This is a genomic window from Pseudodesulfovibrio alkaliphilus, from assembly GCF_009729555.1.
Taxonomy (GTDB): domain Bacteria; phylum Desulfobacterota; class Desulfovibrionia; order Desulfovibrionales; family Desulfovibrionaceae; genus Pseudodesulfovibrio; species Pseudodesulfovibrio alkaliphilus.
Window position 1 is genome coordinate 1 of sequence record NZ_WODC01000001.1, and the last position, 13,399, is coordinate 13,399.

Sequence of the window (13,399 nt, forward strand, 5' to 3'; positions counted from 1 at the left end):
AATAATCACCCAACCGAGGTCCTTTCTGCCGAATAGCCATGCCTTCCTCCTTTGAATGAAGAAAGAATAGCATAATAAATCAAATACTTAAAGAGAAAAAGTGTGGTTGTTGCCGTGCAGAGGTCTCCCTTCCGTGTCACGAGGTGTCTTGACGTGGCGGGTAAAGATTCATTGATCTGCTCCAAAACATCCAATCCAGCTGGAGTCTTACCTCATCAAGGCTTTGATGGCGGAGTCGCCAATGCGACTTGTGAGATAGGCTTGGGCTTGAAAGAAAAGTGGAAGTCCTGAGCCGTCATCAAGGTCTTCCGGCACAATATCGCGTTTCACAAGTTCCTTCATTAGCGTCTTGCAGATACTTGTTACGAGTGTTGCACGGCGTTCATATTCAATTGTTGTCGATACCTCGAAAAGATACGCATCGAGCTGACCTGCTATTGCACAAGATTGGAAGACATGGTGGATCCACTTCCAGTAAGGGGCGTAGTCGTGGTCCATGACTATGGCGAGTGCCATCACCGCATGTTGAAAATTACCAATCGCAATTTCTGAGGCGATGGGGTCCTTCCGCTTGGCTAGCCTCCAGCAGAAATTGTATTCTCCATAGTGGGCGACATCATAGCAAAGCTGCGCCATACGGAGAAACCAGATATCCTCTGGATAGTTACGGAGCTTTGCCTGTATATCTCCCAGTATTCCCTTGGGGTCATAAAAGACTGCGCCGTGGCGGATGTAGTGGAGATGCGATTCAAGATTCGCCAGCGCGTTCCTGCAGCAGACCCAATCATCCAAAGACTCAGGCAGTCTGTGGTTGGTAAAAAAACTGCCAAAGTATTCACAGGCGGTATGCACTTGTATGGATGGCGTAAACTGAAAACGGTTTCGAACACCACTCCACTCGGCTGGGGCTGCGTTTCTCATTTCGGATTGCAGGGATTCGTTTGATATGCCGTCCTCATCGACGCGGAACACGTCAAAACGAGGCCCCCAACCATGATCGCGGGATAATGCGTCATCCGCGCAGAGAACGTCCGAACCGCTGAAGAGACCGACGCCGATGTTGCTGAGCAGGTCGGCATACCGGGAAGCAAGCCAGGAACGACCCCATTCAGTCCAGTACTCTCTCGCGATATCCAGACCTTTTCCTGGTGCTGGGATGGTCATATGAGCCTTTGGATCTGACATGAATCTTCACCTGTCTGCCCACGGGGCAATCAATTGTTCTCAGAGGTCACAGTGGGGTCACATCAGGGGCAGCACCCCATGGTCCTGCCCAGCTTCGCTCCACCTCTTGAAGTGCCCCCCGGTTTCTGGCGAGAAAGGATTCAATGAGCCACTTGCGCTCGATTCAGGCGATGATTGTTACCAGACAAAGGCTTGCCTGAAAAGCCGGGCTGCCTGGACAGCATGCCTTGTTGGTTTTGCACGCAGGAAACTGATAACCCAGAGGAGTTATCTGGTTCAGCCCTATAAAAATCCGAGTGCCCGGCAAGAATAAAAGGCAAGACAGCCGCATACTGACAATACGCGAGGTTTGCCTTTTTTGAAGCAACGAAACGCTAGGACCTTTGCCAACGACCTGAGCCCCGGAATATTTGATTCCGGGGCTGTTCCCATGGTCCGGCCGCAGCCTTTCCGCAAGTCCGAATCAGTATTCGGCCGAGTCCAGTTCCACGCCCAGCCGCTCCCATTGGGTTTTGGCCGCAGCCTCGGCCCGAGCCACCATGTCCTGCTCCCATGGTTCCAGGATCAAGGTCTCGGCCACCAACTGCCAAAGGTATTTCACTTCGTATTTGTAGTCCGTGTAGTACTTGGGAATGCGCTTCATGATCTGGTCCCGGCAGTTGGAGCAGCCGACCACGACCACATCCGCGCCGCTGCGCTTGATCTGGTCGTACTTGTGTCGGCCATGCCAGGCGGACTCGTCCTCAAAGGGCATGGGCCACATGCCCCCACCTCCGCCGCAGCAATAGTTGAGGCCCCGACCCGGCGACATCTCGACAAAGTCGTCCACGCACTGCCTCACAATCCAGCGAGGCTCGTCGTAATACCCCTTGCCGAAGTGGCGGGCCAACTCGCGACCATGCTTACAGGAGTCGTGCCAAGTGAACCGTTTGCCCGCATTGACCGACTTATCGAGCTTGATACGGCCCTCGCGAATGACCTGCATCAGGTAGTCGTAGAGGTAGATGAATCCAACCTCGTTGTTGGGGTCCTCCAGCACACAGGTGTCCATCCCCTTGCGGCAGCCATAGGACCCACCGCCGCAGTCGGGCATGATCATGCGCTCGATATTGTACTGCTTCATATAGTCGATCTTACGCTTGGCCAGTTTTTTGTTGCCCTCGTAATTGCCGGTGAAAAGGGCCCAGTCCACAGCCTCCCATCCTTCGGAGGGCACGGTCCAGTCCTCCCGGGCCGCGTAGAAAACCCGCCACCACCAGAACTGGTCCTCGAAGTCGCCGTAAACTTCCTTGGAATTGGGAAAAAACAGAACCTTGGCGTCCTGCTTATCCACCGGAACAAAGAAGCCGGGACACTCCTCGGCCATCTCCACGCCCAACTCGGCCATGCCCAAGAGATACTCCTCCCTGGAGATGGCGAGATTGTTGCCGGTCTCAAGATTATTCGCCATGCCCTTATGCAATGATCCTGGCACTTTGTCGCGTTCGCGCAGACTCTTCATGTGGGCCATGACCGCCGGGATGTCGATACCCATGGGGCAGGAATAGGCGCATCGTCCGCAGCCAGTGCACAGCCACGGAAAGTTGGAGCCCACAACCTCGTCCACCATCCCGTAGGCGAGCATGCGCATGACCTTGCGCGTGTCCCACCCCTCCATGCCGGGTGTGCCTGTGACCGGACAGCCGTTTGAGCACGTCCCGCAGATCATGCAGGCACTGAAGTCGAATCGGTTCAAAAAGTCGCGCACCGCGGCGTCCATCGGCTTGGGTATGACCATATCCATGATCCGCTCCTTGTGATGCGCCGCCTCCCCTGCCCCGTCGGAGCAGGGGGAGCGGCGGGCAGGCTATGCAGTGGCCTCGGTATGCACGACCTGTCCGGCCTGGTCGTACATAAGGCCGCAGCGCAGGTCGAAGTGACGGTTGACGCTCATGGTCGGGCATGCTCCGTTGAGAGCCACCTGGACCACAGTGGAACCCAAAAACGCCTTTTCCGGGTCCATCTCCTTGGAGTGGTGGGCCATGATTATCAGATCGGCCCGCTTTTGCTGCGCCATGCGCAAGATTTCCATGGGCGGCTGGCCGTGGCAGACCCCGAAGGAACAATCGGAAACGCCGTCCAGACGCGGCCCGTATTCGTTGACAAGACGGGCCTCCACATCCCCCGCGCTCACGCCGGGCTCGACCACGTGCATGACCGTCAGGTTCGCCTTATATTGGCGGGCCATCTGGCCCCCATAGTTCACGGCGCACTCGGCCTGGTCCGAAAAGTCCGTGGCCACAAGGATATTCCCAAACAACGGGTCCTTGCAGGCCATGTCCTTGTGTACGATCATGACCGGGCAGCGCGCCTTCTGACTGACGCGCTCAAGAGTGCTGCCCGCCATGCCCCACATCTTGGAGCGCTTCTCTTCATATTCCTTGGTGTGCGGCCCCATGACGATGAGGTCGGTATTCTTCTTGCGGGCCAAACGCAGTATCTCGGCATGGGGGATGCCCGGAATGACGTTGATCTGGTACTGCGCGATGCCACTGAGGATGTCGCCGTACATCTCCTGAATCTGCCCCTTGATCCGCTCGGTTTCGCCCGAGGGCTCAAGGTGCTCCATGGAACCCCACCCCTGGGCCATTCCCGCCACGTGGGCCAGGTAAAGCTTTGCCTCGAACTTCTTGGCGAACTCAGCTGCCGCAATGACCGCGCACTTGTCCACGCCAGAAGGCGTGACACCGACGATGATGTCCTTAAACATGATTCCCTCCCTTGTTGAGGTTGTTCATCTTTCCAGTCCGTGCCTGGTCCGGTATGCTCTGTTCTGCCCCGGCCGCCCGGCCCGGCTCGGCGCCTTCGGCCTGGAGCGTGACGCTCCAGGCCCGGGTTTCAATGCCGCGCCTGGCTCCAGCGTTCAGTGTCAGGTTCTTGCCAAGCTGCACCTCCGACTCGCCAAGCCCCATGGCAAGCCCCATGATCTGCGTCAGATAGAGCACCGGAATCCGGCGGCCTCCTGCCTTGACCGCGTCTCCCTGGTAGGCTTCGAGATTCATCTGGCACAGCGGGCATACCGTGACCACGGCGTCGGCACCGGCGGCCTGGTCGAGAATGGCGGCCACGGAGCGTAGCGCCACATCGCGATGGCCGACCATGAGCGAAGCGCCGCAGCAACGGTTGCCGCACTCCCATTCATGCACCTCGCCGCCCATGGCCCGGATGATCGGCTCCATGGACGTCGGTCTGCCCGGCGAGTCGAACACGGCATAGGGCCTGAGAATCTGACAACCGTAATAGGGGGCCAACTTCATGCCCTCCAGGCTGCGGGTCACCTTCTGGGCCATGATCCCCGCGCCCACGTCGTTGAGGAGCACATCCAGCAGATGGCGCACCGGCACACCGCCCCGGTAGGTCAGGCCGGATGCGGCCAGCACTTCGTTGACTTGGCCGTGCAGATGTCTCTCGCCCACCACCTCGCGGTTGACCTTGAGCAGGTTGAGATAGCAGGCGCTGCACGGGGCGAGAATGTCCATGCCCGGCAGCGCATCCTGGGCGATGGCCAAGTTGCGGGCGGGCAAGGCATAGTTCATCAGCTTGCTCACCGGCTCGGCCGCACTCGCTCCGCAGCAAGTCCAGTCAGGAATCTCGACCAGCTCCGCGCCCAGCCGGACCATGACCGCCCGGACCGAAACATCGAACTCGCGTGCGCTTTCCATGAGCGAGCAACCTGGGTAATATGCGTACTTCATGATCCCGCCTCCATCTGTCTGGCCTTGGCAAACATGGGGCCGAGCCTTCCTCGCTGGGCGCGGCTTGGCAGATGCAGCTTGCCCTTGCCGAGCATCCTGAGCCCAAGCGGCAGAAACGCCATTGGCAATCTCGGGTCCATACGCCGTAGAAAGTACCCCTGCATCATGCTTGCCTCCTGGAGCCGCCCGTTGGCCTCCACATCGCTCATGAACGCCTCGTAGAATGCTCCGTTGCGTCTTGCCTGCCTCGCCCCGTCGAGCCGGGCCAACCGCTTGAGCGCCCCCATGGCCGATGTCAGCCTGAGGCCCCGCGGGCAACGCAGGGTGCACATGTAGCACGACGAGCAGAGCCAAAATGTCCGACTCTTGAGGATATCATCGATCATGCCGAACTGGACCATCCGCCACATGCGGCGCGGGGTAACGTCCATGGCGTACCAGTTGGGGCAGGAGGCGGTGCAGGTGCCGCACTGCATGCACGCCCCCACCATGTCCCGCAGCTCGGTCAGCGCGATACGGGTTTCATCTCCTTCCGGGCTCCATGTCCTTGTGATCGTTTCGCTCATGGCTCACCATCCTTGGCTATGCCGGTTCTTCCAGGGCTGCGTCGATAACCGCCATCATCGGCCCGTCGTGGAAGCCCCGGAGTATGGTCGCGCTGTTGGGGCACACGGCCGCGCATGCCCCGCACCCCTGACAGAGCAGTTCGTCCACGGCTATGCGCCCGGCGTCCATGTCCAGAGAACGAGCGCCATAGGGACAGGCAGTCACGCACGCCTGGCACAGGGAACAAAGGGAGTGGCGCACCTGGGCCACCACGGTTTCCCGGGTGATTCTCTCGGCGTTGAGAATGCGCAGGGCGCGCTGTCCCGCCGCCTTGGCCGAGGCAATGGTCTCGTCCATGCGCCGGGGAGAATGGGCCACGCCGCACATGTAGATGCCCTGCTTGAGAAAATCCACGGGACGCCACTTGAAATCGGCCTCGCGGTAGAATCCGTCTCCATCCACCTCGACGCCGAATATTTCGAGCAACTCCTCCACGTCGTTGGGTTCCAGGCCGCTTGACAGGGAGACCATATCCGGCCGAAAACGGACCTCGGCCCCCAGCACAGGGTCGCGTCCCGTGACCACTGGCCCGTCTTCCTCGAATGTCACGGCGGGCCTGGATTCGTCATCGTAGCGAATGAAGATGGCCCCGACCTTGCGCGCCTGCGTGTAATAGGTCTCAAGAAATCCCTGGGCCATGATGTCGCGGTAAAAGACGTAGACAGGCAGGTCAGGGTTGCGCTGCTTGAGGGTGAGGACATTCTTGAGCATTTCCGGGCAACAGACCCGGCTGCAATATTTCCTGTCGTCGTCCGGGGCGCGCCAGCACTGGATCATGACAACGGAGCCCAGAGCCCCGGCGTCGATGGCGCCTGTGGCCAGCCCTTCCTCCAGTCCCAAATGGGTCATGACCGACTTGTGGACGCACAGGCCGCTTTCATAGACCTTGGCCTCGTGGCCGCCGGTAGCCAGGACGGTCACTCCGTGCTCCAGGGGAAACACCCCCTGTGGGCTGGCAATGGCCGATCGGAACCTGCCGGCGCTGCCGCGCGAAAGCACCACTCGCGAATCCTTGAAAACCTTGATGTTCGGATGCTTCTGCACCTGTCCGATCAACTCCTCCATGAATTTTCGCGGGTCCGAGCCGTCGAGCTGGGTGTGCAGACGCATGGCCAGGCCCCCGAGTTCCTCTTCGGATTCCACGAGACAGACGCCATACCCCTGATCCGCAATGGTCATGGACGCAGTCATCCCGGCCAGTCCGCCGCCGACCACCAGCGCAGAGCGTGCCACATCCACCATGACTGACGGGGGTACCGGGTCCGCCCCCTGGAGCCTGGCCACGGCAGTGGCCAGGGCCGCATAGATATCCTTTTCTGCCTTGACCTTCCGGGCCTGGGCTTCTGTATCGTCTGTCAGGTCAAGCCCGAAGGTGGGTGTATAGATGTCCACCACATCCATGAGGGCGGGATTGAGCCCGATGGTCCGTCCGAGTTCCTTGAGGCGGGGAATATAGGCATAAGGCATGCAGGCTCCGATCAACACCCGGTTGGGTCCGAATTCGGACACGCCCTCCCTGATCTCGTTCCAGCCCGCTTCGGTACAGGCGCTCCGCACGGGCATGACCCGGCATACGGAGTGGACATCGGCCATCCGCGCACTCAGCGCCTCCAGGTCCACCGCCTGCCCGAGGGTGGGGCAGGAGGCGCACACGGCCACAAAGGTCCGGGGCGGCTCCCTGGAGACGTCCGGATAAGACGGCTCCGGCTCGCCGCCGATACCGGCCAGCACATCGTAGACCTTGATGATCCGCGATGCAGCCGAGGCAGCGGCGCCAGCCTGAATGACCGACTCCGAAATGTCCCTTGGCTCGCCGAAGGCCCCGGCTGAAAACACGCCGACGCGGCTGGTCCGCTCCGGGGCGTAGGGCTGGGTCTGGACAAACCCCCACTCGTTGAGGTCGATATCCGTGGTCAGGGCGAACCTCTCCATGCCGTGCGGCGGGCGGGCCCCGGCGGCCAGAACCACCATGTCGTAGTGTTCTGCCACCAACTCGCCCTCGTCGGTCATGAATTCAATCTTCAGCCCGCCGTCTCCGTTATCGGGCACCACCGAATGGGGCCTGCTGCGCACGAAACGAACGCCCTCCTCGGTCTCGGCGCGGTTGCGGTACCGCTGGTATCCCTTGCCTGTGGTCCGCATATCCATGTAGAAAATGGTGGTCTCCAGGTCGCCGTCTGCGGCCTGTCTGGCCAGAACGGCCTCCTTGATGGAGAACATGCAGCACACCGCCGAACAGAAGTCCGCCCCCTTTTGCACGTCGCGGGAGCCCACGCACTGTATCCATGCTATACTGCGCACAGGGGCGTTATCGCCCGGCCTGAGCAGCCTGCCTCCGGTGGGGCCGGTGTGGCTCATCAGCCGCTCGAACTCCACTGCGGTCAGCACGCCAGGATGGTCGTAACACCACACGTCCTGCCCTCCTTCCGGGTCCATGGACGGGGTGTAGCACTCGAATCCGCCGGCCAGAACCACGGCACCGACCTCAAGCTCCTCCACCGTGTCCGACATGATGCGCATGTAGAGCTTGTCGAGCCAGGGGACGAAACGCTTGGCGAAGAGGGGCTTGATCAAATATTCCCGGGCACCCTGCATGACCAGGTCTGCCCCTTGTTCCTCTTGTCCCGGATCAACCATAATCACCACGGGCATATCCGGCCGCAGCTCGTGACAGCGGGCAAGCAGGCGATCGGCGGCCATGTCGGCGAGATTCGTACCTGCCAGCACCAACCCTGTGCCCATGTCCGCGGCGAGCATGTCCAAGGCATCGCTGCCCGAAGCGGCGAAACGCAGGGAGAAGTTCTCCTCGCCCAGGCTCTGGCTGACCACGGCCGCTGTTTCCTGGTCGCCATCCACCACCAGGATGTTGAAATCCTTGCGCTCTTCGAACTTGAAGTCAATGGCCCCGGTGGGGCACGCCTCATGGCATTTCCAGCAGCGCTGACAGTTTTCGAGATCAACCACGTAGTGATTGGGGATGGCGTGGGGTACCGGCAGGTGTACGGCAGCCCGCATGGTCAGCCCGGCGTTATATTCGCTGGGGACGCGAACGGGACAGACCTCTGAACAAAGACCGCAGCTGACGCACTTAGCCGGATCGATCAACGGGGACTTGCGGTTCAAAGAGACGAAGAACTTGCCCGGTTCGCCCTCCAGGGAGGTCAGCTCGGTGGAAAGCATGATGTCGATGTTGTCGTGAAAAAGTCCCTTGCGCAGACAGAACTGGCTCGATGAGTCGCGAGCCATGAGCGGCAGCATCTTGCACATGCCGCAGTGGTCCGAGGGAAACTGGTGGTCCAGCTGACTTAAGATGCCACCGTGATTGGGCCGCCTGTCGATGAGGGCCACCTTGTGGCCGGTGACGGCGAGGTCCAGGGCGGCCCTGATGCCTCCGATACCGGCCCCGACCACCAATGCGCCATATTGCTTTCTCATACTGTCCTCCCAATAATCATGCTCCGGCCTGGACCGGAGAGCGGCCCCGGAATCAGGCCATGTGCGACACCGCCTCCTGGAACTCGTCCTCCTTGAACACCGAAAGCGGCGGCGGCTCCTGAAGGCTGCGCCCCGGTTCGTAGCCAAAGCTCTCCTGAGTCCGCGCCGCGACGGTTCGGAACAGTTCCATGACCGGGATGTCGTTAGGGCAGGCGTTGGAACACTGCCCGCAGCCCACGCAGGCCATGCTCATGTGCGCCATGCGGGTGAGATGGAAAAAGATGGTGTCCGTGGGCAGCTTGAGGCTGCCCTTACGCTTGGCCCACTCCACATACTGCCAGGGCTTGTGCTCGAAAACGTCGGTGTTGAAGACGCATTCCTTGCAATAGCAAACCGGACAGGCCACCCGACAGTTGTAACAGTTGACGCAGCCGCTGAGGTACTCGGAAAGATCGGTCAGGGTTCCCGTCACCGCCTTGGTCCTCTCGATCATGGCGTCGCGATAGGCGGTTCTGGCCTCCACCAGGGAGGCCAGAGCCGTGTCGCGCCCGTTGGAAGACTGGATCTCCTGCAACCCCAGAGCACTGAGCAGGGCCTCTCCCCGAGCGCTGTCGGCCATGGCAGGAATACTCTCGCGCAGATCAGCCCCGGCCACGCCCACAACGATGTCCGCATTGGTCGGCGAGGGGTGCTCGCAGGCCATGCAGGCGGTGGCGATCCCAACCCCGTCGGCAGCCGCGTCCGCCCCGGCCAGGCCATGGAAGCCGAGAGTGGCCTCAAGCGGGTCCCGATCGCCCAGGAACAGCCTGTAGTTGGCGTTGTCGTATGCCCCCAGACAGTCCATGCCGATCAGAACGACATTGTCGAAGCTGCCTTGGTTGAGCTTGACCAACTCGACAAAAGCCCGGATCTCACAGGGGCGCATGACCGCCGCGATGCGCTCGCCTGCCTGGCCCCGCGTCAGGCGCGACAGGAGTTTGGCGCTGCTCATTGGAAAGGCCGGAGCAAGCGGGTCCGCGCCCAAGAGTTGCTCCGGATCGGTCACCAGGGTGGGCATGGGCATGCCCCTGCCGAAATGATGGACAGGCACCAGGACGCCGCCGACGGCCCCGTCGGCCATTAGCCCCTTCAGAAACCCCTGCAGGGCCAGGATCGGATTGTTCCCTTCCACCCGTATCTTTGCTGTGGTCGCCATGACGTCCCCCTCCTGCCAGTTAGACCACGGCCATGGAACGCGCTTCCATGGGACCGAGTTCCCTGATCTCGTTGATGAAATGGTTCACCGTGGCCGCAAATTCGTTGCCCTCGCTGGCTCCCACCCAGGTCAGCTTGACCCGGCCCTTGTCAATGCCGAACTGAGGCAGGATTTCGTTTAAGAGCTTGATTCTGCGCCGGGCCTTGTAGTTGCCGTTAATATAGTGACAGTCACCGGGATGGCAGCCGCTGACCAGCACGCCGTCCGCGCCGGAGAGCAGGGATTTGACAATGTACTTGGGGTCCACCATGCCGGTGCACATCATCCGTACCAGCCGCAGGTTGGGCTGCTGAAGCATGCGCGAGGTTCCGGCAAGGTCTGCCGCGGTGTAGGTGCACCAGTTGCAGACAAAGGCCAGAATGGTCGGCTCGAACTCGGTGTGCATGACTGCCTCCTAAGCGTGTTCGCCCGTTTGGGCGTGAGGTTGCATCGCATGTTCCGCCCCAGCGTGAGCCGGAGTGGCGGCGGGCATCATGCCCAGCAGCCCGTCGATCTCGTCGAAGAGCTGGTTTTCCGTAAAATGTTTGATCTGGGCCGCTCCGCTCGGGCAGTATCCGGCGCAGCTGCCGCACCCTTTGCACATGGCCTCGTTGATGACCGACACCTGACGGCGCTCGTCGAACTCAATGGCCGAGTAGGCGCACAGGTCAATGCACACCTTGCAGCCGATGCAGATGTCCGGGTTGATCCACGAGGTGGTCGGAGAGATGGAAACCTTGCCCCTGGCTGCCAGAGCCAGGGCCTGAGCCGCCCCGCCCGAGGCATGGGATACCGCGTCCGGGATGTCCTTTGGCCCCTGGCAGGCCCCGGCCAGAAACACGCCGTCCGTGGCCGTGGAGACCGGCCCGAGCTTGGGATGCTCCTCAAGGAAGAATCCATCCTGTCCCTGGGCCACTCCGAAGACGCGGGCCACCTCGGCCATGTCCGCCCGGGGCTCCATGGCTGTGCAAAGCACCACCATGTCCACCGGCACACGCACATTCATGCCGAGCAAGGTATCCTCGCCGACCACCACCAGTCTGCCGTTCTCCTGCACTATCTCGGCGGGACGGCCACGGATGAAGGTGACTCCCTCCTCCTGGACCCTCTTGTAGAACTCCTCGTACCCCTTCCCGAAGCAGCGCATGTCTATGTAGAAGTTGTAGACTTTCGCATGGTGGCCCACCTTGTCCTTGATCAGGTGGTCGTACTTGAGGGCGTACATGCAGCAGGTGCGCGAACAGTATTCGTGATAGTTCCTGTCGCGACTCCCCACGCAGTGGATGATGGCCACGCTCTCTGGGGATTCCCCGTTCTTCATGACGATCCTGCCGCCCGTGGGCCCCACGGCGTTGTTCAGCCGTTCGAACTGCAACGCGGTGTAGACCTCGTCAAAACGGCCGAACCCGTATTCGGTCATGGGCGTCGGATCCATGGCGTCATACCCCGTGGCCAGGACAATGCTGCCCACATGAAAAACCTCCCGGCTCTCCCGCATGGCGTAGTCTATGGCCCCGGTGGGACATACCTGCTGGCACAAACCGCACTTGTCTTTGGTGATCTTGCGACAGATGGCGCCGTCGATGACAGGAGTGTTGGGCACGGCCTGAGGCGAGTTGCGGTAGATGGCCTTGCGCATGCCAAGCCCCTCGTTGAATTCGTTGGGCGCCTTGGTCGGGCACTTTTCCAGGCACGCCCCGCAGCCTGTGCAGATGTCCGCGTTGATGTAACGCGGCCGATGCAGGACTGTGACCGTGTAGTTGCCCACAAACCCGGATACGTCCACCACCTCGCTCCAGGTCATCAGGTTGATGTTTGGCTCCTGGGAGACGGCCACCATCTTGGGGGTCGAGATGCAGGCCGCGCAGTCGAGGGTTGGAAATGTCTTGTCGAACTGGGCCATGTGCCCGCCGATGGAGGGCGATTTTTCCACCAGATGCACCCGGTGGCCGGACTTGGCGATATCGAGGGCGGCCTGGATGCCCGCAATGCCCGCACCCACGACCATGACGTCGGGCAACACGTCCACCTCACGCGAGAACAGCTCCTGGTGCCTGCCCACCCGCTCCACGGCGGCTTCCACGATGTGCTTTGCCTTGGCCGTGGCCTCTGCCGGGTCTGCGGTGATCCACGAGCAGTGCTCGCGGATGCAGGCGTGCTGCATCAGATAAGGGTTGAGCCCTCCCCTGGCGCATGCTTTCTGAAACGTCTTCTCGTGCAGACGGGGCGAACAGGACGCCACCACCACCCGGTTCAGACCGTGTTCGCCGATGTCCCTGATGATCATCTCCTGACCGGGATCGGAACACATGAACTGATAATCGCGAGATACCGCCACGTTCCTGATCCGCCCCGCATACTCGGCGACATCGGCGCAATCGACCTTGCCCGCAATGTTCGAGCCGCAATGACACACGTACACGCCGATCTTCTCAGCCATGGCCCGCCCCTCCTCGCATGGTCAGCGAATGGTTTTGCCGTTGTTCAACTCCAGGGTCAGCTCGCCCACAAGCCGCTTGAGTTTTTCATTCTCCGCGGCCAAGTCGGCCTCGGACTGGGGACCGGGCTGCCTTTCAAAGACTTGGTGGCAGTTTTCAAGAAAATGTCCCCGCCACTTGTAGTACTGCCCGGGACGAAGATCGTGCGCCCGGCAAAGGTCATTGACGCATCCTCCGGTAAGCCCCTCCAGCACGATCCTCGCCTTTGTCTTGGAATCCCATTTGCGCTTCATCCGCCATACCTCCTTGCCAATATCCCCTGCGTCCCGTGTTTCCGGTCTCCACCAAGGAGAGCAAGGGAGTGCCCCATCATGCAGGCGGCCGTGCTTCCAAAGATCCAAGCCATGCCAACCTCCCAAGGTCAAAGGGCAAATCGCACAGCACTGTTCCGTCTGCCAGCGCATCCGAGGTGTCTCATACTCTCAAGAACAAGTTGTGTGCCGAAACGGACATCTGCAGGAATATTCGGTGAATGCCAGAGAGAGTCGAGCCCCTGGGCTGATTTTCGGTTGGCAAATTCAGGCGGTTTTGTCTTGTTTTGCTGGACGAATATCGTTCGGCAAGAAAGCCGATCCTGAACAAGAGAGTCCGGGACGCACAAGAACGCGTAAAATGAAGACGATGAGACGGCACGGACTCTCTTCGCCCCATGGCTTCGGGATGGCGGCTCAAGTCGCACCGGACAGGACAAATGCTCGCGCCGCTGA

10 protein-coding genes are annotated in these 13,399 nt (G+C 60.7%); all 10 read right to left on the reverse strand.

The window, feature by feature from the left end:
• Nucleotides 1–207: 207 nt before the first annotated feature.
• The 10 genes from GKC30_RS00005 to GKC30_RS00050 all read right to left on the reverse strand — a co-directional run bounded on the left by GKC30_RS00005 (nucleotide 208) and on the right by GKC30_RS00050 (nucleotide 12,925).
• The gene (locus GKC30_RS00005; protein ID WP_155931374.1) at nucleotides 208–1,185 is read right to left on the reverse strand and encodes a DUF4037 domain-containing protein; all 978 of its coding nucleotides are present in this window, start codon (nucleotides 1,183–1,185) and stop codon (nucleotides 208–210) included.
• Between the two features lie 463 nt (nucleotides 1,186–1,648).
• Entirely contained in the window at nucleotides 1,649–2,968 is a 1,320-nt protein-coding gene (locus GKC30_RS00010) for a (Fe-S)-binding protein (protein ID WP_155931375.1), read from the reverse strand.
• A 63-nt stretch (nucleotides 2,969–3,031) separates the two neighbouring features.
• Nucleotides 3,032–3,934: a universal stress protein gene (locus GKC30_RS00015; protein ID WP_155931376.1), complete on the reverse strand. Its 903-nt coding sequence runs from the start codon at nucleotides 3,932–3,934 to the stop codon at nucleotides 3,032–3,034.
• Nucleotides 3,927–4,919, reverse strand: a complete 993-nt coding sequence (locus tag GKC30_RS00020) for a CoB--CoM heterodisulfide reductase iron-sulfur subunit B family protein (RefSeq protein WP_155931377.1) — start codon at nucleotides 4,917–4,919, stop codon at nucleotides 3,927–3,929. Before GKC30_RS00020 ends, GKC30_RS00015 begins: the two co-directional genes overlap by 8 nt.
• Entirely contained in the window at nucleotides 4,916–5,485 is a 570-nt protein-coding gene (locus GKC30_RS00025) for a 4Fe-4S dicluster domain-containing protein (protein WP_155931378.1), read from the reverse strand. Before GKC30_RS00025 ends, GKC30_RS00020 begins: the two co-directional genes overlap by 4 nt.
• Before the next feature lie 16 nt (nucleotides 5,486–5,501).
• On the reverse strand, nucleotides 5,502–8,960 hold the full coding sequence (locus GKC30_RS00030; protein WP_155931379.1) for a 4Fe-4S binding protein: 3,459 nt from the start codon (nucleotides 8,958–8,960) through the stop codon (nucleotides 5,502–5,504).
• 52 nt (nucleotides 8,961–9,012) lie between these two features.
• Nucleotides 9,013–10,155 (reverse strand): 4Fe-4S dicluster domain-containing protein, encoded by a 1,143-nt coding sequence (locus GKC30_RS00035; protein ID WP_155931380.1) that lies wholly within the window; start codon nucleotides 10,153–10,155, stop codon nucleotides 9,013–9,015.
• 19 nt (nucleotides 10,156–10,174) lie between these two features.
• Nucleotides 10,175–10,600: a hydrogenase iron-sulfur subunit gene (locus GKC30_RS00040; RefSeq protein WP_155931381.1), complete on the reverse strand. Its 426-nt coding sequence runs from the start codon at nucleotides 10,598–10,600 to the stop codon at nucleotides 10,175–10,177.
• 9 nt (nucleotides 10,601–10,609) lie between these two features.
• The gene (locus GKC30_RS00045) at nucleotides 10,610–12,634 is read right to left on the reverse strand and encodes a CoB--CoM heterodisulfide reductase iron-sulfur subunit A family protein (protein WP_155931382.1); all 2,025 of its coding nucleotides are present in this window, start codon (nucleotides 12,632–12,634) and stop codon (nucleotides 10,610–10,612) included.
• 21 nt (nucleotides 12,635–12,655) lie between these two features.
• Nucleotides 12,656–12,925, reverse strand: a complete 270-nt coding sequence (locus GKC30_RS00050) for a transposase (RefSeq protein ID WP_155931383.1) — start codon at nucleotides 12,923–12,925, stop codon at nucleotides 12,656–12,658.
• Nucleotides 12,926–13,399: the final 474 nt, after the last annotated feature.